The following is a 22829-nucleotide window of genomic DNA, read 5'->3' as shown; positions in this document are numbered from 1 at the left end:
TACGGCGGTCTTTCGCGCTGAGCGACAGCTCACGGGGCCTCGACCGCGTGACCTGTCGCTGAGCGCGAAACGAAGCCCCGGAGCACGGCCGCCCGCGGCGTGAGCGTCAGTCGCGCCGGGCGCCCTGCGCGGCGTGCACAGTGAAGACGTTCGGCTCGCGGTACCCGGCTGCCGCGAAGGCGGCGGTGACGGCCGCGGTGATCGCACCACGGGCCTCCCGGTCGACCAGCGCGATGGCAGCACCACCGAACCCGCCACCGGTCATCCGTGCGCCCACCGCACCGTGCTCCATCGCGGTCGCGACCGCGAGGTCGAGCTCCGGCACGGAGATCTCGAAGTCGTCGCGCATGGACTCGTGCGAGGCGACGAGCAGCGAGCCGATCGCCCGCGGGCCGTGCTCGCGGAGCGTGCGGACCGTGTCGAGGACGCGCTGGTCCTCGGTGACGACGTGACGGACGCGGCGGAAGGTCTCGTCGTCCAGGAGCTCCTGCGCACGCGGGAGGTCGTCGACCGACACATCACGGAGCGCCTCGACGCCGAGCACCTGCGCGCCCTGCTCGCACGAGGCTCGTCGTGCGGCGTACCCACCGGTGGCGTGGGCGTGCTCGACGCGGGTGTCGATCACGAGGACCTCGAGCCCGTTCGCCTCGAGCGCGAGGTCGACGACGGCGGTGTCGAGCGTCCGGCAGTCGAGGAACACGACCGCGTCCTGCTCGCCGAGGAGCGACGCGGACTGGTCCATGATGCCCGTTGGAGCACCGACGGCATGGTTCTCGGAGTACTGGCCGACCCGTGCCAGGGTCTTGCGGTCGAGTCCGAGTTCCCAGAGGTCGTTGAACGCGAGCGCGACACCGCACTCGATCGCCGCGCTGGACGACAGACCGGCACCGACCGGCACGTCGGACTCGATGAAGACGTCGAAGCCGGTCTTGCCGGCCAGGTCGGAGCCCTGCTCGCCGAGCGCCCAGGCGATGCCGAACACGTACGCCGACCAACCGTGCACGGTGTCGGGCGAGAGCTCGTCGAGCGTCAGCGACACCGGGCCGCCGGTCTCGTCGAACGCGGAGGCGACACGGATCACGCGGTCCTGCCGCGGGGCGATGGACGCGGTGGTCCGGCGGTCGATCGCGAAGGGCAGGACGTACCCGTCGTTGTAGTCGGTATGCTCACCGATCAGGTTGACCCGACCAGGAGCGGAGTACCGCACCGTGGGCTCGTACCCGTAGACCTGCTGGAACGTCATGCGCGTTCGATCCCTCCTCGGATGAACTCGGCCGCCTTCTCGGGCACGAGGTCCCCGATCCAGGCGCCCATGGCGGCTTCGCTGCCGGCCAGGAACTTCAACTTGTCCGCCGCGCGACGCGGCGACGTGATCTGCAACATCAACCGCACGGTGTCGCGAGCGGTGTGGACCGGCGCCTGGTGCCACGCGGCGATGTACGGGGTGGGGTCGCCGTAGAGTGCGTCGAGCCCGCGGGTGAGCCGGAGGTGCATGTGCGCCAGCTCGTCCTTCTCGGCGTCGTTCAGGCCCGCGAAGTCCGGCACGTGGCGGTGCGGCAGCATGTGGATCTCGATCGGCCAGCGTGCGGCGAACGGCACGAACGCGGTGAAGTGCTCGCCGGCGAGGACGACCCGTTCGGACGCGCGCTCGTTCGCGAGGTGCTGCTCGAACAGGTCGGGGCCGAACCGCTCGATCGACGCGAGCAGCCGCTGGGTGCGCGGCGTGATGTACGGGTACGAGTAGATCTGTCCGTGCGGGTGGTGCAGCGTGACACCGATCGCCTCGCCCCGGTTCTCGAACGGGAACACCTGCTGGATCCCGGGCATCGCCGACAGCGCGGCCGTCCGGTCCGCCCAGGCCTCGACCACGGTGCGGGCACGCGACTCGGAGATGGACGCGAACGATCCCGAGGTCTCGGGGGAGAAGCAGACGACCTCGCATCGGCCGACCGAGCGGAGCTGCCGGTTGAGACCGACGTCGCTGAGGGAGTCGAGGGAGGTGGGAGCGTCGTCCGCCTCGAGCAGGGGACCGAATGACGGCGACCGATTCTCGAACACGGCGACGTCGTATCGGCTCGGGATCTCGGACGGGTTCGCGGCCGTCTGCGGTGCGAGCGGGTCCTGGTCGGCCGGTGGCAGGAACACGCGGTTCTGCCGCGAGGCAGCGATCGACACCCACTCGCCGGTGAGGACGTCCTGACGCATCCGCGCCGTCTCCGGGCGGGGGTCGAGGACACGCTCGTCGATGCTGCGCTCGGCGGGCAGGGTCGAGTCGGCGTCGTCGAAGTAAATGAGGTCGCGGCCGTCCGCGAGCGTCGTCACGCGCTTGGTGATCACCCAACCACTCTACCGCTCATCCGAAGCGTTGCGAAAGGCATCGGAAGCAAGCGAAACTGAGCACATGACCGATGACGACCTCTCCTTCCTCGCCGGCGCACTCCCCGCGCCGCTGCGCCAGGACCGCATCGTGTCGATCGTCGAGGGTGCGCCCGGCCTGGTCCGGACGGCCGCCCTGGCAGCGGCGCTCGGTACCAGCGAGGTGACCGTCCGGCAGGACCTCGCCTCCCTCGAACTGGAGGCGCGGATCAGGCGGGTGCACGGCGGTGCCGTCCGCCTCGGGGCCGGTTCCGGCGAGCGTCCGTTCGAGGAGACCGCCGTGGAGCACCAGGTGGCGAAGGCGGCGATCGGCCGCGCTGCCGCGGGCCTCGTGCGGTCCGGCGAGTGCGTCGTGCTCGACGTCGGGACCACCCCGGCCGCCGTCGCCGAGGCGCTGGTGGCCCGCACCGACCTCGTCGACGTCACCGTCGTCACGAACTCGCTCACCACGGCGCTCACGCTCGAGCGAGCCGTCCCGCGGTTCACCGTCGTCGTCACCGGCGGCACGCTCCGACCCCTGCAGCACTCTCTCGTGGCACCCTTCAACAACACGCTGCTGCCGTTGATCGCCGCCGACGTGGTGTTCCTCGGCGGGACCGGGCTCGACGTGGCGCACGGCCTGACGAACGTGAACCTGCCCGAGACCGAGGCGAAGCGGATGCTCGCGGCGACTGCTCGGCGTACGGTCGTGGTCGCGGACGGGTCGAAGTTCGGCCGGGCCCACATCGGCGTCGTCCGCGCGCTCGAGGACATCGACGTCGTCGTCACCGCCGAGACCACGGCGGACGCGGTCGCCCCGATCCGGGCGGCCGGCGTCGAGGTCGTGGTGGCAGACGGCAGTGCCGGCACGACGTCGGCAGGAACCGGAAGGAACGAGACCCCATGACCGCAGCAGCACCCACCGGTGGCCAGTACCACCTCCGCCACGCCGGACCCGACGGGGTCGTCGAGGCAGTCGTCACCGAGGTGGCCGCGGGCATCCGGGAGCTCCGGGTCGCCGGGTTCGACCTCACCGAGCCGTTCGCCGTCTCGGAGCAGCCGCCCGGGGCGAACGGCATCGTGCTCGCGCCGTGGCCGAACCGGGTCGCCGGTGGAGTGTGGCAGCTCGAGGGCGGGCGGCAGCAGCTCGACATCTCGGAGCCGAAGTACGGCAACGCCTCGCACGGGTTGCTCCGGTTCGCGCCGTACCGCGTCGTGTCCCAGACCGAGTCGGGCGTCGTGCAGGAGGCCACGATCCACCCGCAGCACGGCTGGCCGTTCACGCTCGAGACCCGCGTCCACCACGAGCTCGTCGACGACGGCATCCGCGTCACCCACCAGGTCGTGAACCGCTCCGGCGTGCGGGCCCCGTTCGCGGTCGGCGCGCACCCGTACCTCCGCGCCGGCGACACCCCGGCCGACGACCTCGTCGTCACGCTCGACGCCGCGACCGCCTTCACGGTCGACGAGCAGAAGGTGCCGAACGGGTCGGTGTCCGTCGAGGGCACGGACTTCGACCTGCGGCAGGGCCGGCGCGCGGGTGACTCGGACCTCGACACCGCGTACACCGACGTCACGCCCGATGCCGACGGGGTCCGGCGGACGACGCTCCACGGACCGGAGGGCGACGGCGTCCAGCTCTGGCAGGACCGGTCGTTCCCGTACGTGCAGGTGTTCACCTCCCGCGAGTTCCCGCGCGGTGACGGCAAGGGGCTCGCCGTGGCGGTCGAACCGATGACGGCGCCCGCGAACGCGCTCAACTCCGGCGAGGGCCTCCGCTGGCTCGAGCCCGACGAGTCGTGGACCGGCACCTGGGGCATCCGCCGCGTCTGGTCCTGACGCTTCCTCGCCGCGCCCTCGCCGCATGCGCTCCCGCACGCGCCCCGCGCAGGGTCGAGATCGCACTTCGTGCCGCTTCGTCGTCCGGTCGACGGCGCGGAAGTGCGATCTCGGCGCCCGCACACGGCCTGCCGGGCGACGTCGAGACGGGCGCGCGGCACGACAGACGCGGCACGACAGACACCGCACGGCAGGCAACGCACGGCCGACGCCGCAGGCATGACGAAGGACCCGCCGGTGTCTCCGGCGGGGCCTTCGTCGTCGTTTCGTGGCGGTCAGCCGCGGCGCATGCGGAGCGCCTCGACCGCGAGGGACTCGGTGGCGTAGCGCCCGACCTCCTGCGCCCAGGCAGGGTCGTCGCCGCGCAGGGCGATGAAGTCCTTGCGCTGCCGGCACACGTACCCGAGCACCGACGTGGCGGTCGCGACCTCGACGAAGTCCTTGCGGATGTGGCGGGTCGTGACCTTCGCGTTGCGACGGAGCGTGTCGAGCAGGAGCTCGTTGCTCATCGTCGTGTTGGTCGCGGCGGCGAGCTCGACGATGCGGCGCGCGTCCCCGTTGGTGCTGGTGTGCGTGGCTTCGATGGGCTCGATCACGGTGTACCCCGTTCGTTCTGCGGTGGTGCTGTGCTGCAGGATCCGGCGATCGGATCCGGGAACGACACTATCGGCGGCATCCCAACAGTCCGCTGAACGCCGACTGAACTGTGAGCGGGAAACGCCATGAACCCGCTGAGGAGGACTTGTACCCCGATCAGGCGATCAGGCGCACTGTTCGCCGTCGCGCGGCGCGGCGAGCTCCTCGAGGGCGTCGTCGATCTTCGCCGCGAGGTACCGGTACCCGTCGTCGTTGAGGTGCTGCCCGTCGCCGGCCGCGTAGCTCGCGCTGTTCATCCTCGTGAACCACTGCTCGTCGAGCGGGTCGATGAACGGGACACCCGCGGCGTGTGCGCCGGCGGCCACCGCAGCCGAGATGCCCGCGGTGGTCTCGGCGCGCGGCTGCGGGGCCGACGGGCCGATCGCCACGACGACCGCGTCCGGCCACTGTCGCTTCGCCGTGCGCAGCGTTCGTTCCACGCGGGTCCGGAGCGTCTCCGCGCTGACGAGCCAGTCGTTCTGACTGCCCTGCACGATCACGAGCTCCGGGGTGAGGGACGCGCTGCGCTCGATCCGCGAGATGTAGTTCCAGCGGGTGGAGTTCGTCGCCCCCGTGTTCACGTACCCGCTACCGGGAACGCCGTCGATCGTGGCGTCCCAGTTCCGCTCGGCCACGAGGTCCTGCGCCCATCCGTGCGTGCCGTCGTACGAACCGCGACCGGTCGTGTACGAGTCGCCGACGATGAGCACGTCCGAGCCGCGTGCCATGGCGGAAGCCGCGCGGTTCGTGGAGACGTTCGCCGCCCCGGGGACGGACTGGCACGCGTCGGAGACCGCGGGCAGCATCACGAGGAACCCGGCGACGCCGAGGCTCATCGCGCCGAGGGCGACCGCCGGCATCAGGCGTCGCCTCCGGCGTCGTCGTCTGAGCGGCAGCGAACGGGGACCGTCCGGCCATCCGCCGTCGGTTCGTCGGGCCACGGCCGGGATTCTACGCGGCGCAGTCCGGGCGGCAGGTGACCGCGACCCGAGTGTCCCTGAACGCAGTGGGCCCCGTGGGGCTCGAACCCACGACCCTCGGATGAAAAGCCGGGGTTCAGGAGGGTGTGGACCCCGTGGGGCTCGAACCCACGACCCTCGGATGAAAAGCCGGGGTTCAGGAGGGTGTGGGCCCCGTGGGCTCGAACCCACGACCCTCGGATGAAAAGCCGGGGTTCAGGAGGGTGTGGGCCCCGTGGGGCTCGAACCCACGACCCTCGGATTAAAAGTCCGGTGCTCTACCAACTGAGCTAGAGGCCCTCACCCGCAAGGCTAGCGGGTGAGGGCCTCCAGTTCGGAACCGTTGTCCTGGGGTCAGCTGCGCCGACCCGTGAGGGTCCGCAGGAGCCATGCGATCACCGCGATGATGAGCAGCACGATCCCGACCCAGAGCAGGAACTTCAGGCTCGCGGCGAAACCGCCGACGAACAGCAGGATGACCGCGACGACGGCCAGGATGATGAGCAGCGCGTTCATGGAGTGTCCTCTTCTTCACGTCCAGGGAGGGGTGCCTCCCTGATGGTGGACGCTACCCGGATCCGACGGGTTGCGTTCTCGGCGAACGGGGGACAGGGAGTGTCACCGGCCGCGCCTACCCTGGAGCGGTGCCTCGCGATCACCACCGTCCCGTCCACTTCACCGACCAGGAGTTCGCCGCGATCCAGGGCGGCGACGACCCCGCGTTGGTGAACCGCGTCGCGCACGACACCGCGAACGCGCTGCTGCACCGCGTGCGGCAGGACCCCGACCCGGCGGTCGTCGAGCGCCTCGTCACCTACACGGACGTGCACGGCATCGACGCGATCGCGGAGCTCTGGGCGCGGGTCGGGGCGCACACCCTGCCGGGCGCCCTGTGGCGGATCTACCTGGTGCGCACGATCATCCGACAGAACCCGACGGAGATCGCCTACTTCTTCGAGCGTGGTGCGGAACGGATCGGCACGATCGACCAGGCCGTCGCCGGCGCCGAGGAACCGACGGGGCCGGCGGAGATCCTCACGCTGGCGGACCGGATCCTGCACGGGCTGTACACGGGCGACCTCGCGGTGGCGCTCGATCGCGGTGCGGCGTTCTGTCGGCTCACCGCGGCGGGGGCGACGTCGGTCGCGGACGACTCCGACCTGACGGCGTCCGAGCGGGCGAGCGAACTGACGACGCGGGCACTCCGTCTGACGGAGCTGGCGGCCGAGCTGACCGAGGCGGCGGCGCTCTGGCGTCGCGACAGCCTGGACTGAGCGAGCGGCGGGGCGGACGGGCGCCGCGCCTCCAGGCAGGCCGCTGACGCGGCGCAACGGACGGAACCCGCATCGACCAGCGGGCACAGAAAGACCGGGCCGCAGAAGCGCCTCTCGGCGCGAGGCCGCTCGGAGCGGCGAATTTTGGAGCCCGGGGCTTGCTGCGGCCCGGCGAGATCGATTCTACGAGACGCAGGCTGTGCGCACGACCGTGTTCACTGACGGTGGACACGGCAGCCCCTCGGGCGCGCCACGGACAAGCTCCCCGTGGACAAGCGCCCACGGACAAGCACGCCACGGACAAGCGCCCACAGGCAAGCGCCCCGCGGACAAGCGCCGCGCGGACAAGCGCCCCGCGGACAAGCGCCCACGGGCCGGCGGCCCCGGACAAGCGCCCCACGGCCCCGATGACACTTCGGTGAGAACTGCTCCAATCCGACGGCCCGAGGGTGCCGAATCATCACCGTGGCAGGCGTCCTCGCCGGTCACGCAACGAGGGCCCCGTGCGACCCGGTCCGCTCCCTGGCGGTCAATTCCCTGCGGGTCACACGGGCCCTCGTCCTCTTCGCCGCACGCCACCCGAATGCGTGCGTCGGAGCGGAACTCACAGTCGGAACGCAACCGGGAGGAGGGAAACCTGCAATGCTTGCCCTCGTGGAACGCGACACCGAGAGCTGGAGCTCAGCCGAGCCGGCTCAGGCGTCCGCTGACGACCTCCTGACCCGTGTGGCCGCCGGTGACCAAGCTGCCTTCTCCGACCTCTACGACGTGTTGTCGGGCCGTGTGCTCGGCCTCGTGACGCGGCTCCTCCGGGACCGTGCGCAGTCGGAGGAGGTCACGCAGGAGATCTTCCTCGAGGTCTGGCAGCAAGCCACCCGCTACGACCGTGGGCGCGGCACGGCGGCGAGCTGGATCCTCACCATGGCGCACCGCCGAGCGGTCGACCGGGTGCGGGCCTCGCAGGCCTCCCACGACCGTGACACGAAGATCGGCATCCGCGACTTCGAGGCCGGTTTCGACCAGGTCTCCGAGTCGGTCGAGATCCGGATCGAGCACGAACGGGTCAGCCGGGCGCTCGCGAAGCTCACCGAGTTCCAGCGGCAGGCCGTGCAGCTCGCGTACTACGGCGGCTACTCGCACAGCGAGATGGCCGAACACCTCGGTGTCCCGATCGGCACCGTCAAGACCCGTCTCCGTGACGGGATGATCAGACTCCGAGACGAGATGGGGGTGACATCATGACCGAGCACCACGACGACCCTGCGCTGCTGACCGGTTCGCACGCCCTCGACGCGCTGTCGGACGACGAGCGTGCGCAGCTCGAGGCCACGCTGTCCTCCTCGCCGGAGCTGCAGGCCGAGACGGACTCGCTGCGCGAGACCGCGCTGCAGCTCGCCTACGCCGTCACGCCGGTCGAGCCCCCCGCGTCGCTCAAGGCCTCGCTGATGGCGCAGATCGCGTCGACGCCGCAGGCTGCACCGCTGGCGTCCGCTGCCGCTGCGCCGGACGCTGCTGCTCCGGTTGGTTCGTCGCCTGCTGATCTGGTTGGTTCGTCACCCGCTGCTCCGGTTCCCGGGGCGGTCACCGACGACGGCCTGGAGGCGCGACCCACCCCCGCCTCGTCCCGCACCCGTGCAGACGGCCGGCTCACGGGCAACGGTCCGGCCTCCGCTGCCGCGAACCGCCGCTGGTTCCAGCGCCCGGCAGTCCTCCTCTCCAGCGCTGCCGCGGTCGCCGTGGTGTTCCTCGGCGTCGGACTCGGCGTGGGCACGGGGTTCGCCCCGACGAACGACCCAGGCCCGGGGACGACCCAGGCCAGCAGCGGACTCGACCGCATCTACGCCGCATCGGACTTCAAGCGGAGCACCGCGAAGGTCTCGGGCGGCGGGACGGCCACGGTCGTCTGGTCGGACACGCTCGGGAAGTCCGCGGTCATCCTCGACGGTGTCGAGCAGGCTCCGGAGGGCAAGACCTACCAGCTCTGGTACATCGGCTCCGAGGGCACGGGCGGCAAGATCACGCCCGCCGGCCTCATCGACGGTGCCGGTGACGGCGTGCACGCGGCGGTCCTCTCCGGGACGCGGTCGCACAACGTGACGATCGGCATGACCGTCGAGCCCGCCGGTGGGTCGAAGCAGCCCACCACGACGCCGATCATGGCTGCCACGACCGCCTGACCGCCGGTACGGCTCCCCGCTCGCGTGGCACGATCCGCGGGCGAGGTGTTCGGGTGCCGGACCGGGTGTTGCGGCGTCGGTGCGTGCGTACGTTCCGACGTTCCACCTGTCGATCGACGCGTGCGGTGTCGTTCGGTGCGCGTGCATCCTGTGCGTGCGCATGATGCGACGATCCACGCGTCGATCTTCGCGTGCAGTGTCGGAACGTGCGTGTACATGTTTCGACGTCCATGACGCTGACCGGCGGTCGCGGGCTCTGGACGCACGGAAAGCGGCCCGGTGCCGTCCGTGGCGGACGTGGACCGGGCCTCCAGGCAGACCGTCAGGAGACGGACCGGACGCCGATCAACCGAAGCGACCCGAGACGTAGTCCTCGGTGGCCTGCACCGACGGGTTCGAGAAGATCGTCGCGGTGTCGTCGTACTCGATGAGCTTGCCGGGGTGCCCGGTGCCCGCGATGTTGAAGAACGCCGTCTTGTCGCTCACCCGCGACGCCTGCTGCATGTTGTGCGTCACGATGACGATCGTGAACTCCTTCTTGAGCTCCTCGATGAGGTCCTCGATGGCGAGGGTCGAGATCGGGTCGAGCGCGGAGCACGGCTCGTCCATGAGGAGCACGTCCGGCTGGACGGCGATCGCACGCGCGATGCAGAGACGCTGCTGCTGCCCGCCGGACAGGCCCATGCCGGGCTTGTCGAGGCGGTCCTTGACCTCGTTCCAGAGGTTCGCACCCTGCAGGGAGCGCTCGACGACGTCGTCCGCCTCGGAGCGGGACATGCGCTTGTTGTTGAGCTTCACGCCGGCGAGGACGTTGTCCTTGATCGACATCGTCGGGAACGGGTTCGGACGCTGGAACACCATGCCGACCTGACGACGCACGAGCACCGGGTCGACGCCGGGGCCGTACAGGTCGTCGCCGTCGACCTTGACCGAGCCCTCGACGTAGGCGCCGGGGATGACCTCGTGCATGCGGTTCAGCGTGCGGAGGAAGGTGGACTTGCCACAACCGGACGGGCCGATGAACGCCGTGACGGTGCGGGGTTCGATCGTGATGTCGACACCCTCGACCGCCTTGAACTTCGAGTAGTAGACGTTGAGGCCGTCGACCTCGATGCGCTTGGACACGTGATTCCTTCGGGTGGGTGGTGACGCTGGGTGGGTGGTGACGCTGGGGTGACGCTGGGGGCGTGGTGCCGAGCGTCAGTGGCGTGGTGCCGGGAGGGTCAGCGGCTGAGCTTGGGGGCGAACAGCCGGGTGATGAAGCGGGCGAGCAGGTTGAGCAGCATCACGATGATGATGAGCAGCAGCGCCGCTGTCCAGGCCCGGTCGACGAACGGCACCGGGTTGGCGCCCTGCTGCGAGTACTGCGTGTACGCGAACACCGGCAGCGTCATCATCGGGTCCTTGAACAGGTCGTAGTTCATGCTCGCGGTGAACCCGGCCGTGACCAGGAGCGGTGCGGTCTCGCCGATGACCCGGGCGATGGAGAGCATCACGCCGGTGGTGATGCCGGCGAGGGCGGTGGGGAGCACGACCTTGAGGATGGTGAGGTACTTCGGGACACCGAGGGCGTAGGACGCTTCGCGGAGCTCCATCGGCACGATCTTCAGCACCTCCTCGGTGGAGCGCACGACGATCGGGATCATCAGTACGCTCAGCGCGACCGAGCCGACCAGGCCGAAGCGGGCACCCGGGCCGAGGAACAGCGCGAACAGCGAGTACGCGAACAGGCCGGCGACGATCGACGGGATCCCCGTCATGACGTCGACGAAGAACGTGATGCCCTTCGCGAGTGCGCCCTTGCCGTACTCGACGAGGTAGATCGAGGTGAGCAGGCCGATCGGGACGGAGATGAGCGCCGCGAAGAGCGTGATCTCGAGCGTGCCGATGAGGGCGTGCACCGCGCCGCCGCCCTCGGAGATGACGCCGCGCATCGAGTACGAGAAGAACTGTGCGTCGAAGCGGGCGAGGCCGTCCGCGAGCACGGTCCACAGCAGCGACACCAGCGGCAGCACCGCGATGACGAACGCCGTGACGACGAGCGAGGTGATGAGCCGGTCGACGGCCTTGCGCCCACCCTCGACGATGCGGGAGACGACGACGATGAGGACGTCGAACAGGACCGTGCCGAGGAACAGCGCGGCGACCACGTTGAAGTCCTTCACGGCGCCGCCCGCGTTGAGCAGGGCGAAGACGAGGACCAGGGCGACCCAGGAGCCGACGAGGAGCAGCCACGGCACCGACTTGTGCAGCTTGCCGTTGGCGTACGCGTTGCCGGCCAAGCCGGGTTGACGGAGAGCGAGGGACATCGGGGCGTGACCTCTCAGGAGACCCGGCTGCGCACGATGTAGCGCGCCAGCATGTTGATGACCAGGGTGATGACGAAGAGGATCAGGCCCGACGCGATGAGGGCGTTGAGGGCGGTGCCGGAGGCCTCGGAGAACTGCAGGGCGATGTTCGCCGCGATCGTCGAGGGGTTCAGCGAGGTGAGCATCTGGAAGGTGACGTTCGTCGACACCGACAGCACGAGCGCGATCGCCATCGTCTCGCCGAGCGCACGACCGAGGCCGAGCATGATCGCGGACACGATGCCGGACTTCGCGAACGGCAGGACCGACATCCGGATCATCTCCCAGCGGGTCGCGCCGAGGGCCAGGGCGGCCTCCTCGTTGAGGCGCGGGGCCTGCAGGAAGATCTCGCGCATCACCGCGGTCATGATCGGGATCGCCATCACGGCGAGGACGATCGAGGCGGTGAGGATCGTGCGGCCGGTGCCGGACACCTGGCCCGAGAAGAACGGGATCCAGCCGAGGTACTCGTTGAGGAACGCGTAGAACGGCTTCACGAACGGGGCGAGGACCACGATGCCCCAGAGGCCGTAGACCACCGACGGCACCGCGGCCAGCAGGTCGATCACGTAGCCGAGGAGCGGTGCGATGCGACGCGGCGCGTAGTGCGAGATGAAGAGCGCGATCCCCAGCGAGAGCGGCACGGCGATCACGAGCGCGATGAGCGCGGACCAGACGGTGCCGAAGACGAGGGGGCCGACGTAGTCCCAGAAGTTCGTCGCGCGGTTCGGGAGTTCGCCCACCTTCGCGCTGAAGGCCGGGACGCTCTGCCAGACCAGGAAGGCGGCGACGAGCACGAGCACGAAGAGGATGAGACCGCCGGCGATGACCGAGGCGGCCGAGAAGACCCGGTCGCCGATGCGGACGACGGCCTTCGGCTTGGGGGCGACGGGGGCCACTGGCTGGGCCGGTGCGGTCGTCATGGGACTCCTGTCGGAGGAACGCCGGGGGAGGCGTCGGGTTCGGGGTGTTGTCCGGTGCAGTGCTCGCGGTGACGGGCGAGTGCCCGGACGCCGGTCAGTGGGTGGGACCGGCGTCCGGGCGTTCGGGTGCGCTACTTGATGGAGGCGACCGCCGTGGCGGCCTTCTTCGCCAGGTCGTCCGTGAGTGCGGCCGACTTGGCCTCCTTCGCGGCGGCGTCCTGCGCGTCCTTCGAGACGACGTAGTCGAGGTAGCCCTTCACGAGCTCGCCCTTGTCGGCGTCCTTGTACTCCTGGCAGGCGATCGCGTAGGAGACGAGGACCAGCGGCCACGCACCGTCGGCGGTGTCCTTGCGGTCGATGTCGATCGCGAGGTCGTTGTCCTCGCGGCCGTCGGCGACCTTCGAGTCGGAGACGACCTTCGCAGCACCCTCGGCCGAGATCTCGGTGGCCTTGTCGCCGACCATGAGCTTCGCCTTGTCGAGGTCACCGGCGCCGGAGTCGTCGATGTAGGTGATCGCGTCCGAGGCGCTGGCCATGGCCGAGGCCACGCCCGAGGTGCCCTTGGCGCTGTCGCCGACCTGGTACGGGAAGGTCTGGCTCGGCTCTTCGGTCCAGACGTCGCCGGCGTTCGCCGACACGTACTCGGAGAAGTTCTGCGTGGTGCCCGAGTCGTCCGAGCGGTGCACGACCGTGATGTTCGCGTCCGGCAGCTTCGCGTCCTTGTTGATGGAGGCGATCTGCGAGTCGTTCCACTTGGTGATCTTGCCGGAGAAGATGCCGGCGATCGTCTTCGCGTCGAGCGTGAGGTCCGAGACACCGTCGACCTTGTAGGCGATCGCGATCGGGGAGATGTAGACCGGGATGTCGATGGCCTTCGAGTCCGCGGCGCAGAGGCCGAACGAGCCGGAGAGCTCCTCGTCGTTCAGCGCGGCGTCGGAGCCGGCGAAGTCCGCGGCACCCGAGATGAAGTTCTTGCGGCCGGCGCCCGAACCGTCGGGCGAGTAGTTGACCGTGACGCCGGAGGCGACGTCCTGGAAGCCGGCGGCCCACGTGGCCTCGGCCGTCTGCTGAGCGGACGAGCCCGAACCGGTGAGGGTGCCGGAGAGCTTCGAGTAGTCGGTGCCCGAGCTGGAGGAGGAAGAGGGTGCGGTGCTGCCCGCGTCCTCGTTCGCCGCGCACGAGGAGAGCACGACCGCGCCGGCGATCGCGATTGCCGCGACCGTGCCGATTCGCTTGATGTTCACAGGGGTCCCTTCGGGGATGTCAGTGCAGGTGGGACCGCTGCTGGTCCCGTGGGTCGGTGCCGACCCGGGAGCGACTGTAGGGACGCGAGGTGACGGGGATCACCCGCCCCGGTGAACGGGAGGTGAACGAGGGGTTGTGTCGGACGGGGCACCGTGCGCGGGGGCGACGACGGGTGCAGGATCGGGAACGTCGTGCACTGCACAGGAGCATGCAGACGCATACGCCCGGTGGGCGCGTCAGGGTCGTGTGCGCGGCGCTGCGCGGGCCTGGAGGCGCGGCTCGCCTCGCCGACGTCGGCCTACGACGAGACGGTGTTGCGGTGCGTCTCCACGGCCACGAGCCGCCCGTCGGCGATGTGCATGACCGCGAAGTCGCCGACCGAGAGCATGGCGGCACGACGGAGGTCGAACCGCCCGCTGTCGTCGGCGGTCGCGGTGGCGATGCGGGCGATGATGTCCGGCAACACGGGGCCGTGCGAGCAGAGGACGGTCGACTTCGCCTTCTCGAGGCGCTTCTGCACGACGCCCTTGACGTTCGCGGCACCCCGGTCGTGGGCGTCCTGGCTGATGTCCGGCGTGCTGGACACCCCGAGCTTCATCCGGGCCGACAGCGGTTCGACGGTCGCGAGGCACCGTGCCGCCGTGCTGCTGAGGATCTTCTTCGGGCCGAACGCCGCGATCGGCGACGCGACGGCCTTCGCCTGCGATCGCCCGACCGGCAGGAGCGGCCGGGTGGCGTCGGGGCCGTCCCAGTCCGAGGCGGGCACCGTCTTGGCGTGCCGCAGTGCGATGAGCGCGAAGGTGCGGTGCTCCCCGGCGGCGACGCGCTCGGCGAACCGGTCGAGGATCGCCACGTCGCGCTCGTACGTCAGTCGGCCGCGGGCGTCGTCGAGGGTGACCCACTCGATCGCGGCGACCTCGTCGTTCGGACGGAACGTGCCGGCGCGCTCGTGCTCCTTCGCGGAGACCCGGGCCGCCCAGTAGTGCACGACCTTGTCGCGACCGCTCGGCAGCACGTACTCGGCGGTGCCGAGGGGAGCGCCGAGGTGCACGCGGTACCCGGTCTCCTCGTCGATCTCGCGGACGGCAGTGGTCGGGACGCTCTCGCCCGGGTCGACCTTGCCCTTCGGGAACGAGACGTCCTTGTGGTGGTCGCGGTGCACGAGCAGGACGAGCGGGACGCCGTCCTGTTCACGCCACACCACGGCCCCCGCTGCGACGACCGGCCCTGAGGAGCCGCCGCTCACCGAGTGGAGCGCTTCCGTGCCGAGATCTTCCGCATGAGGACATTCTGCACGTCGTCGAGCGGGCGTCCGTCGTCGTCGGTCGACCGGCGCGTCCACTCGCCGTCGGACTCGAGGTGCCACGAGCTCGTGGTGTCGGCCATCGCGAGGTCGAACATCTCCTGGACCTCGTTCACGTGGTTGGGGTCGGACAACCGCACGAGGGCCTCGACGCGACGGTCGAGGTTCCGGTGCATCATGTCCGCCGAGCCGATGAACACGGCGGGGTCGCCGTCGTTGTGGAACGCGAACGCACGGGAGTGCTCGAGGTACCGGCCCACGACGCTCCGGACCCGGATCGTGTCGCTGACGCCTTCCATCCCGGGCTTCAGCGAGCAGATGCCGCGCACCCAGATGTCGATCGGCACCCCGGCCTGACTCGCCAGGTAGAGCGCGTCGATGATCTGCTCGTCCACCATCGAGTTGACCTTGATGCGGATCCCGGAGGGCCGGCCGGCCCGGGCGTGGTCCGCCTCGGTCTGGATCCGCTTGAGCAGCCCCTTGCGGAGGTGCAGCGGTGCGACGAGGAGGCGCTTGAACTTCTTCTCGATCGCGTACCCGGACAGCTCGTTGAAGAGCCGCGTGAGGTCCTTGCCGACCGTGTCGTCGGACGTGAAGAGGCCCATGTCCTCGTAGATGCGCGAGGTCTTGGGGTTGTAGTTGCCCGTGCCGATGTGGCTGTAGTGCTTGAGCGTGCCGCCTTCCTGCCGGATGACGAGCACCAGTTTCGAGTGCGTCTTCAGCCCGACGAGGCCGTAGACCACGTGCACGCCGGCCTTCTCGAGCTTGCGGGCCCACCCGATGTTGTTCTGCTCGTCGAAGCGCGCCTTGATCTCGACGAGCGCGAGGACCTGCTTGCCCGCGGCAGCCGCGTCGATGAGGGCCTCGACGATGGGGCTGTCGCCCGAGGTGCGGTACAGCGTCTGCTTGATCGCGAGCACGTGCGGGTCGGCGGCGGCCTGCTCGAGGAAGGCCTGCACGCTCGTCGCGAAGGACTCGTACGGGTGGTGCACGAGCACGTCCTTCGCCGCGATCGCGCGGAAGAGGTCGGGCTTCGTGTTCGGCTCGCCCGGCTGGAACTGGACCGGAGTGGTCGGCACGTGCTTCGGGTAGTGCAGGTCGGGCCGTGCGATCTTCGAGATCTCGAACAGGCCGCCGAGGTCGAGCGGCGACGGCAGACGGAAGACCTCCTGCTCGGTGATGTCGAGCTCGCGGACGAGCAGGTCGAGCGTCACCGGGTCCATGTCCTCGGTGATCTCGAGGCGGATCGGCGGACCGAAGCGGCGGCGGAGCAGTTCGCGTTCGAGGGCCTGGATGAGGTTCTCGGCCTCGTCCTCCTCGATCTCGACGTCCTCGTTGCGGGTGACCCGGAACACGTGGTGCTCGAGCACCTCCATCCCCGGGAACAGGTCGTCGAGGTGGTTCGCGATGAGGTCCTCGAGCGGGATGAACCGCATGCGTCCGGAGTTGTCGTCCGGCAGCTTGATGAAGCGCGAGAAGTTCTGCGGCACCTTGAGGCGCGCGAACTCCTGCCGCTGGGACTTCGGGTTCCGCACCCGCACCGCGAGGTTGAGCGACAGCCCGGAGATGTACGGGAACGGGTGCGCCGGGTCCACCGCGAGGGGCATGAGGACCGGGAAGATCTGCTCGTTGAAGTACTCGCGCATCCGGAGCCGGTCGGCCTCGTCGAGGTCGGACCAGTGCTCGATGTGGATGCCGGCGGCGTCGAGGTCCGGCTTGAGCGACCCGATGAAGGCCTGCGCATGGCGGTCCTGCAGCTCGTGCGCCTTCTTCGCGATGTCGCGCAGCACGTCGGACGGGGCGCGGCCGACGTTCGTCGGGACGGCGATGCCGGTGTCGATGCGGCGCTTCAGCCCGGCGACCCGGACCATGAAGAACTCGTCGAGGTTGGACGCGAAGATCGCCAGGAAGTTCGCCCGCTCGAGGATGGGCTGCGTGCGGTCCTCGCCCAGCTCGAGCACCCGCTGGTTGAACCGGAGCCAGCTGAGTTCGCGGTCGAAGTAGCGGTCCGTCGGCAGCGACTCGTGCTCGATCTCGACGACCTCGTCGAAGTCGTCGAGGTCCGGTGCGACGGATTCGCCGTCGAGCTGCGGTTCGGTGTCCATGCCCTCATCCTGCCACCCGGTCCCTGCGGTCGGAGTTCGCCAGGTGGACCCTGTGGAAACCGGGGGTGAACGACGCGGTGTGGAGGAGCGTCAGGGAGCGGCGTACTGGACGTCGATCGCGTGCTGCTCGAACCCCGCCCTGCGGTAGAGCGCCAGCGCGGGCGCGTTGTCGCCCTCGACGTAGAGCGCCGCGGCGGCGAGTCCACGGCCGGTCAGCCGGGCCGTCCCCGCACGCATGAGCACGCCCCCGAGCCTCTGCCCCTGCAGGTCCGGGCGCACCGCAACGGCGTAGAACTCGCCGACGTCGCCCTCGACCTTGAGCCAGCACGACCCCGCGAGCGCGCCGGCCTCGTCGCGGAGCAGCAGCAGGTCGTCGCCGGAGAACCAGTCGTCGGCTTCGCGGGCGCGGAGGTCGTCGAGCGTCATCCGGCCCTGCTCCGGGTGGTGGGCGAACGCGGCGGCGTTGAGCGCGAGCCAGTCGGCCTCGTCGCCGGGGTCGCCCGCGCGGAACGAGGAAAGGGAGTACCCGGCCGGCACGGCGGGGTCGGGTGCGACGGGCGCGATCGGTGCCCGGAGCTGCAGCAGCGTGCGGGCGACCGTCCAACCGAACCGTGCCGCGAGGGCTCGGGCAGCGGGGTGGTCACCGTGCGCCCACGCCAACCGGGGCGCCGGGGCGGACGACACCACGGGGGCGGCCCCGGCGCCCCGGCCGAGCACCCGCGTGACGAGGGCGGTTCCGAGGCCGCGGCCCCGTTCCTCCAGGCCGACCACCAGTTCGAGTTCGCCGTCGCGCACCACGGCGACCCCGCGCTGGTCCCCGACGACGGCGGCGCGACCCGCGCGCACGTCGACCAGTGTCTGGTCGGAGAATGGGCGGGGCTCACCCGGGACGGCGAACCGGTCGAGCGCGACGACCACTACTGGGCCGAGAGCCGGTCGGCGTCGTCGTCGTAGACGTTGAAGCGGTACCCGACGTTGCGGACCGTGCCGATGAGCGACTCGAGGTCCCCGAGCTTCGCCCGCAACCGCCGCACGTGCACGTCGACGGTCCGGGTGCCGCCGAAGTAGTCGTAGCCCCAGACCTCGCTGAGCAGCTGCTCGCGCGTGAACACCCGCGACGGGTGCGTGGCGAAGAAGCGGAGGAGTTCGAACTCCTTGAAGGTGAGGTCGAGCGGCCGGCCGCGGACCTTCGCGGAGTAGCTCGCCTCGTCGATGACGACACCGGAGGCGTGGATCTTCGACCCCGTCTGGTTCTTCGCGGCGCGACCGGCGCTCAGGCGGATGCGCGCATCGACCTCGGCGGGGCCGGCGGACTCGAGCACGACGTCGTCGACGTTCCACTCGCTGTTCACCGCGGTGAGGCCGCCCTCGGTGACGACGAGGATGATCGGCGTGGTCGACCCGCTCGTCGCGAGGATCTTGCAGAGGGCCTTGGCGCTGGCCAGGTCGGTCCGGGCGTCCACGAACATGAGGTCGCTCTGCGGCGCGTTGACCAGCTGTGCGGCCTCGGCGGCCACGTGGCGGATCCGGTGGCTCAGCAGCCCGAGGCTCGGCAGGACGTCGCCGGGCGCGGCTGAGGTGAGTACCAGGAGCTGGGCCACAGGACCTCCAGGGCGTGGGGGAGTCGTGCACACATCCTAGTGATGCTCGGGAAGTACCTCTCCGACCGGACGGTCGGGACCGGGCCCGCCGGACGGTCGGGACCGGGCCCGGCGGACGGCCCGGACCTGCGCGCCGGCGCACGGCGAGGCGCGACCGACGTGCTCCTGTCATGATGGAGCGCGTGACCGAGCCCGTGCCGCCCACCGACCAGCGTCGCCTCAGGCTGACGTCCGTGCTGCCGGTCTGGCTGCTCGCGGTCGTCGGTGCCGTGCTGGTCCTGACGCTCACGCAGAAGGACTCCTTCGCCTGGCTGCTGCTCGTCTTCGTGCTCTGCGTGCTCGTCAGCTTCGTGCTGCAGCTCATCACGGCGACGAAGGACGGGCTGGTGGAACGGATCAGCATCGCGTCGTCGGGGGCGTTCGTCGTCGTGCTCGTCACCGCGGTGCTGTTGCTGGCGCGTTGAGCCGTCCCGCGTAGACTCCGCAGCATGGATTCGCTGCTTGCGCTCGAGCTCTTCTACGTCGGCCTCCTCGGCCTGGCGTCGCTCGCGATCGCGTTCGTCTCGGTGACCGTCGTCGTGAAGCTGTTCAAGGGTCAGCGTTGATCGAACTGCCCGAGGGTCTCGCCCCGGAACTCGTCCCGCTGTCCTGGCTCGTCGGCGTGTGGGAAGGCACCGGCGTCGTCGAGTACCCCGTGGGCGACGAAGAGGAACCGCGCAACTACGAGTTCGGGCAGCGCGTGAGCTTCAGCCACGACGGTCTGCCCTACCTCAACTACTCGTCCACGACGTGGCTGCTCGACGACGAGCACACCCCGCTGGCGGCCGAGATGGGCTACTGGCGCATCGACCGGCCGTCCGAGCCCGGTGACCGTGGCCCGGCCATGCTGCTCGGCGAGGGGCCGACCCCGTTCAGCACGGTCGAGAGCGTCGAAGCGCTCCGGAACACCACCGACGGCTTCGACGTCGAGGCGGCGATCATCCACCCGACGGGCGTGAACGAGCTCTACGTCGGGCGGGTCCGCAAGGGCCGGATCGACCTGGCGACGGACGCCGTGATGCGCTCGCCGAACGCGAAGGACTACTCGGCCGCCACCCGCCTGTACGGCCTGGTCGAGAGCAAGCTCTTCTGGGCCTGGGACATCGCCGCGCTCGGCAAGGAGCTCACCTCGCACGCCTCGGGGCAGCTCGCGAAGGTCGACTGATGACATCGCCTGCTTCTGCTTCTGCTTCTGCTTCTGTTTTCGTGTCGCGTGACGGGTTCGTCGCGTCGTCCGAGGCGCCGACCGCACCCGCGGCGCACTTCGGCAACCCGCTCGGCGAGCAGCGCCTGCTCGCCCGCGGTCGTGCCGTCGTCGAGCTCGGCCTCGGCGTCGTGACGGTCTCCGGACCGGACCGGCTCTCGTGGCTCAACTCGATCACGTCGCAACTCCTGCTCGGGCTCGCGCCCGGCGTGTCGACCGAGACGCTCGTCCTCGACCAGTCCGGTCGCGTCGAGCACGCGGCCCGCGTCGTCGACGACGGCGAGGTCACCTGGCTCCTCACCGAGCCCGCCGACGCAGCACCGCTCGCCGCGTGGCTGTCGTCGATGCGCTTCATGCTCCGCGTCGAGGTCGCCGACCGCTCCGCCGAGCTCACGACGATCGGCTGGTTCGGCGCATCCGCACCGTTCGCAGCCGTCGACCTGCCGGACACGCCACTCGCCGAGTGGGTCGACCCCTGGTCGTCCGTCACGCCCGGTGGATGGGGCTACGCCGCCCTGGAGGCCCATCCCGGCTCCGACTGGACCCTCCGCATCGCGGTGGTCACGCCCGGAACCTCGGCCGCGATCGCTGTGTCGGACGAACCCGCCGCGGGACTCCTGGCCTACGAGGCCCTGCGGATCGCCGCCTGGCGCCCGGCACTGTCCGACGTCGACGAGCGGACGATCCCGCACGAGCTCGACTGGCTCCGATCCGCCGTGCACCTGTCGAAGGGCTGCTACCGCGGGCAGGAGACCGTGGCGAAGGTCCACAACCTCGGGCACCCGCCGCGCCGCGTGGTGATGCTGCACCTGGACGGCTCCGACGCCGTGCTCCCCGCGCCGGGCACCCCCGTCGTGCTCGACGAGAAAGAGGTCGGGCGCCTCGCGGCCTCGGCCGTGCACCACGAGCTCGGGCCGATCGGGCTCGCGATCGTGAAGCGCTCCCTCGACCCCGCCGCGACGCTGACGCTCACCGCCGACGACGTGGTCGTGACCGCGACGCAGGAGACCATCGTCCCGCCGGAGGCCGGCGCCACCGCGAACGTGCCGCGCCTGCCGCGGCTCGGGGCGGTCCGCCGCTCGTAGCCGGTCCGCCGGGCCGGCGGACGCCCGGCGTCGGGCCGCCGGGCCGAGTCTCGGCTCCGCGGACGGTTTCGCGCGGTGTCGTCCGCGAAACTGTCCGCCGCGCCGAGTCTCGGTGGTCGGCCGTCCGGTCAGGCCGGGGCGACCGCGGACCACGGGACGCTGAGCTCGCCGAGCCGCCAGCGCGTCACGCCGTGCAGCACCGGCCAGCCGCGATCGCGCATCCCCCGTACCGTCGCGATCCACCGCTGCCGGGGCCCGTACGTGCCGAGCGGCGCCGCGACCGCCCACGCCAGGTCGAGGTCGCGCAGGAACGCGTGCACCCGCTCGCCCGGGACGTTGCGGTGGATGAGGGCTTTCGGCAGGCGTTCCGCGACGATGCTCGGGACGTCGAGGCCGGCGAGTCGGAGCGACACCGTGAAGGTGTGCGGCGCGTGCTCGTCGAGCGTCACCCACGACGCCACCCGTCCGACCTCGTTGCAGGTCCCCTCGACGAGCGCGCCACCGGGCTGGAGCCGGTCCTGCATGATCCGCCACGACGCCGTCACAGCCGACTCGTCGTACTGCCGCAGGACGTTGAAGGCCCGGATCACGACGGGCCGACGGCCACCGGGCGTCGGGGTCTCGAAGCCGCCGAGCCGGAACGTCACACCGTCACGGGTGCCGGCGTTCGCGAGCGCGACGCGTGCCGGTTCGATCTCGATGCCGGTGACCTCGACGTCGGGACGGATCCGGGCCAGGCGGTCCCGGAGCTCGAGCGTCGTGGTCGGCCGTGCCCCGTACCCGACGTCGGCCACGAGCGGGTCGGACGTCCGCCGAAGGGCCGGCAGCGCGGCGATCCACCGGTCGACCCGGCGGAGCCGGTTGTACCCGGTCGTCCCGCGCGTCACGTTCCCGATGGGCATGCCGACCAGCGTACGGGCCTCGGAACGGGCCTCACGGCGCTCGGTAGACTTTCGGCCATGACCTCCACGCTCGTCCTGCTCCGTCACGGCAACAGTGACTGGAACCAGAAGAACCTGTTCACCGGTTGGGTCGACGTCCGACTCAGCGAACTGGGCGAGAAGGAGGCGAAGCGCGCCGGCGAGCTCATCAGCGAGTCGGGCATCGTCCCGGACGTCCTGTACACCTCGCTCCTCACCCGCGCGATCCAGACGGCGGACATCGCCCTGCTCGAGGCGGACCTGGCCTGGCTGCCCGTCAAGCGCGACTGGCGCCTCAACGAGCGGCACTACGGCGACCTGCAGGGCAAGGACAAGGCGCAGACGCTCGAACAGTACGGCGAGCAGCAGTTCATGGAGTGGCGTCGCTCGTTCGACGTGCCGCCGCCCCCCATCGCCGACGACGCCGAGTGGTCGCAGTTCGGCGACCGCCGCTACGCGGACCTCGGTGACGGCCTGCCGCGCACCGAGTCCCTCAAGCTCGTGATCGACCGTCTTCTGCCGTACTGGGAGTCGGACATCACGAAGGACCTCGGCGCGGGCAAGACCGTCCTCGTCACGGCGCACGGCAACTCGCTGCGCGCGCTCGTGAAGCACCTCGACGGCATCTCCGACGACGACATCGCCGGGCTCAACATCCCGACGGGCATCCCGCTGGTGTACGAACTCGACGACGAGTTCCGCCCGACGAAGCCCGCGTACTACCTCGACCCCGAGGCTGCCGCCGCCGGTGCCGCCGCGGTCGCTGCCCAGGGCGCGAAGAAGTAGCGACGCTCCGCACACGACGGAGGCCGCAGT

The 22829-nt window shown here is 70.4% G+C and carries 23 protein-coding genes and 1 tRNA gene; 9 read left to right on the top strand and 15 right to left on the bottom strand.

What is annotated here, in order from left to right:
• Positions 1 to 106: 106 nt before the first annotated feature.
• Complete coding sequence (gene galK, locus DEJ28_RS16250; protein ID WP_111115345.1) at positions 107 to 1243, bottom strand: galactokinase; 1137 nt, start codon at positions 1241 to 1243, stop codon at positions 107 to 109.
• A complete protein-coding gene (gene galT, locus DEJ28_RS16245; RefSeq protein WP_111115344.1) occupies positions 1240 to 2337 on the bottom strand; it encodes a galactose-1-phosphate uridylyltransferase in 1098 nt (365 codons plus the stop codon). Before galT ends, galK begins: the two co-directional genes overlap by 4 nt.
• A 64-nt stretch (positions 2338 to 2401) precedes the next feature.
• Here galT and DEJ28_RS16240 point away from each other — a divergent pair, with 64 nt between their 5' ends.
• Together DEJ28_RS16240 and DEJ28_RS16235 are read left to right on the top strand one after the other, a co-directional pair.
• On the top strand, positions 2402 to 3262 hold the full coding sequence (locus DEJ28_RS16240; protein ID WP_111115343.1) for a DeoR/GlpR family DNA-binding transcription regulator: 861 nt from the start codon (positions 2402 to 2404) through the stop codon (positions 3260 to 3262).
• Positions 3259 to 4194 carry an aldose 1-epimerase family protein gene (locus tag DEJ28_RS16235; protein ID WP_111115342.1) on the top strand — a complete coding sequence of 312 codons (936 nt, stop codon included), beginning with the start codon at positions 3259 to 3261 and terminating at the stop codon, positions 4192 to 4194. Before DEJ28_RS16240 ends, DEJ28_RS16235 begins: the two co-directional genes overlap by 4 nt.
• Before the next feature lie 275 nt (positions 4195 to 4469).
• On the opposite strand, the gene DEJ28_RS16230 is transcribed toward DEJ28_RS16235, so the two are convergent.
• The 4 genes from DEJ28_RS16230 to DEJ28_RS16215 all read right to left on the bottom strand — a co-directional run bounded on the left by DEJ28_RS16230 (position 4470) and on the right by DEJ28_RS16215 (position 6305).
• Positions 4470 to 4790: a hypothetical protein gene (locus DEJ28_RS16230; RefSeq protein ID WP_111115341.1), complete on the bottom strand. Its 321-nt coding sequence runs from the start codon at positions 4788 to 4790 to the stop codon at positions 4470 to 4472.
• A gap of 165 nt (positions 4791 to 4955) precedes the next feature.
• Complete coding sequence (locus tag DEJ28_RS16225; protein ID WP_146248835.1) at positions 4956 to 5771, bottom strand: SGNH/GDSL hydrolase family protein; 816 nt, start codon at positions 5769 to 5771, stop codon at positions 4956 to 4958.
• A 245-nt stretch (positions 5772 to 6016) separates the two neighbouring features.
• Positions 6017 to 6089, bottom strand: a tRNA-Lys gene (locus tag DEJ28_RS16220).
• Between the two features lie 54 nt (positions 6090 to 6143).
• A complete protein-coding gene (locus tag DEJ28_RS16215; protein WP_146248834.1) occupies positions 6144 to 6305 on the bottom strand; it encodes a DUF2207 domain-containing protein in 162 nt (53 codons plus the stop codon).
• A 128-nt stretch (positions 6306 to 6433) separates the two neighbouring features.
• Between DEJ28_RS16215 and DEJ28_RS16210 the strand changes: the two genes are divergently transcribed.
• From DEJ28_RS16210 to DEJ28_RS16200, 3 genes are all read left to right on the top strand, one after another.
• Complete coding sequence (locus DEJ28_RS16210) at positions 6434 to 7063, top strand: DNA-directed RNA polymerase subunit beta (protein WP_111115339.1); 630 nt, start codon at positions 6434 to 6436, stop codon at positions 7061 to 7063.
• 642 nt (positions 7064 to 7705) lie between these two features.
• A complete protein-coding gene (sigK, locus tag DEJ28_RS16205; RefSeq protein WP_181433685.1) occupies positions 7706 to 8305 on the top strand; it encodes an ECF RNA polymerase sigma factor SigK in 600 nt (199 codons plus the stop codon).
• Positions 8302 to 9240, top strand: coding sequence for an anti-sigma factor (locus DEJ28_RS16200; protein WP_111115338.1), 939 nt, complete (start codon positions 8302 to 8304; stop codon positions 9238 to 9240). Before sigK ends, DEJ28_RS16200 begins: the two co-directional genes overlap by 4 nt.
• A 345-nt stretch (positions 9241 to 9585) precedes the next feature.
• On the opposite strand, the gene pstB is transcribed toward DEJ28_RS16200, so the two are convergent.
• The 8 genes from pstB to DEJ28_RS16160 all read right to left on the bottom strand — a co-directional run bounded on the left by pstB (position 9586) and on the right by DEJ28_RS16160 (position 18765).
• Positions 9586 to 10365 (bottom strand): phosphate ABC transporter ATP-binding protein PstB, encoded by a 780-nt coding sequence (gene pstB, locus DEJ28_RS16195; protein ID WP_071292179.1) that lies wholly within the window; start codon positions 10363 to 10365, stop codon positions 9586 to 9588.
• A gap of 98 nt (positions 10366 to 10463) precedes the next feature.
• Positions 10464 to 11549, bottom strand: coding sequence for a phosphate ABC transporter permease PstA (gene pstA / locus DEJ28_RS16190; RefSeq protein WP_111115337.1), 1086 nt, complete (start codon positions 11547 to 11549; stop codon positions 10464 to 10466).
• 14 nt (positions 11550 to 11563) lie between these two features.
• The gene (gene pstC, locus DEJ28_RS16185; protein WP_111115336.1) at positions 11564 to 12511 is read right to left on the bottom strand and encodes a phosphate ABC transporter permease subunit PstC; all 948 of its coding nucleotides are present in this window, start codon (positions 12509 to 12511) and stop codon (positions 11564 to 11566) included.
• 131 nt (positions 12512 to 12642) lie between these two features.
• On the bottom strand, positions 12643 to 13755 hold the full coding sequence (locus DEJ28_RS16180; RefSeq protein WP_111115335.1) for a phosphate ABC transporter substrate-binding protein PstS: 1113 nt from the start codon (positions 13753 to 13755) through the stop codon (positions 12643 to 12645).
• A 299-nt stretch (positions 13756 to 14054) separates the two neighbouring features.
• Positions 14055 to 15002, bottom strand: coding sequence for an NUDIX hydrolase (locus DEJ28_RS16175; protein ID WP_111115334.1), 948 nt, complete (start codon positions 15000 to 15002; stop codon positions 14055 to 14057).
• The gene (locus DEJ28_RS16170; protein WP_111115333.1) at positions 14999 to 17164 is read right to left on the bottom strand and encodes an RNA degradosome polyphosphate kinase; all 2166 of its coding nucleotides are present in this window, start codon (positions 17162 to 17164) and stop codon (positions 14999 to 15001) included. Before DEJ28_RS16170 ends, DEJ28_RS16175 begins: the two co-directional genes overlap by 4 nt.
• A 90-nt stretch (positions 17165 to 17254) precedes the next feature.
• On the bottom strand, positions 17255 to 18010 hold the full coding sequence (gene mshD / locus DEJ28_RS16165) for a mycothiol synthase (RefSeq protein WP_181433684.1): 756 nt from the start codon (positions 18008 to 18010) through the stop codon (positions 17255 to 17257).
• Positions 18011 to 18081: 71 nt separating this feature from the next.
• Positions 18082 to 18765 carry a response regulator transcription factor gene (locus DEJ28_RS16160; RefSeq protein WP_111115331.1) on the bottom strand — a complete coding sequence of 228 codons (684 nt, stop codon included), beginning with the start codon at positions 18763 to 18765 and terminating at the stop codon, positions 18082 to 18084.
• Between the two features lie 182 nt (positions 18766 to 18947).
• Here DEJ28_RS16160 and DEJ28_RS16155 point away from each other — a divergent pair, with 182 nt between their 5' ends.
• The 3 genes from DEJ28_RS16155 to ygfZ all read left to right on the top strand — a co-directional run bounded on the left by DEJ28_RS16155 (position 18948) and on the right by ygfZ (position 21093).
• Positions 18948 to 19229 carry a hypothetical protein gene (locus DEJ28_RS16155; protein ID WP_146248833.1) on the top strand — a complete coding sequence of 94 codons (282 nt, stop codon included), beginning with the start codon at positions 18948 to 18950 and terminating at the stop codon, positions 19227 to 19229.
• A gap of 137 nt (positions 19230 to 19366) precedes the next feature.
• Positions 19367 to 19969, top strand: a complete 603-nt coding sequence (locus DEJ28_RS16150; RefSeq protein WP_111115329.1) for a heme-binding beta-barrel domain-containing protein — start codon at positions 19367 to 19369, stop codon at positions 19967 to 19969.
• Positions 19969 to 21093 carry a CAF17-like 4Fe-4S cluster assembly/insertion protein YgfZ gene (gene ygfZ / locus DEJ28_RS16145; protein ID WP_111115328.1) on the top strand — a complete coding sequence of 375 codons (1125 nt, stop codon included), beginning with the start codon at positions 19969 to 19971 and terminating at the stop codon, positions 21091 to 21093. Before DEJ28_RS16150 ends, ygfZ begins: the two co-directional genes overlap by 1 nt.
• 128 nt (positions 21094 to 21221) lie before the next feature.
• Here ygfZ and DEJ28_RS16140 read toward each other — a convergent pair whose 3' ends face one another.
• Positions 21222 to 21995: a class I SAM-dependent methyltransferase gene (locus tag DEJ28_RS16140; RefSeq protein WP_111115327.1), complete on the bottom strand. Its 774-nt coding sequence runs from the start codon at positions 21993 to 21995 to the stop codon at positions 21222 to 21224.
• Positions 21996 to 22052: 57 nt separating this feature from the next.
• On the opposite strand from DEJ28_RS16140, the gene DEJ28_RS16135 reads away from it, so the two are divergent.
• Positions 22053 to 22799: a phosphoglyceromutase gene (locus tag DEJ28_RS16135; RefSeq protein WP_111115326.1), complete on the top strand. Its 747-nt coding sequence runs from the start codon at positions 22053 to 22055 to the stop codon at positions 22797 to 22799.
• Positions 22800 to 22829: the final 30 nt, after the last annotated feature.

This window comes from Curtobacterium sp. MCPF17_002 (assembly GCF_003234115.2).
Taxonomy (GTDB): domain Bacteria; phylum Actinomycetota; class Actinomycetes; order Actinomycetales; family Microbacteriaceae; genus Curtobacterium.
This window is presented reverse-complemented; position numbering and strand designations above follow the sequence as displayed.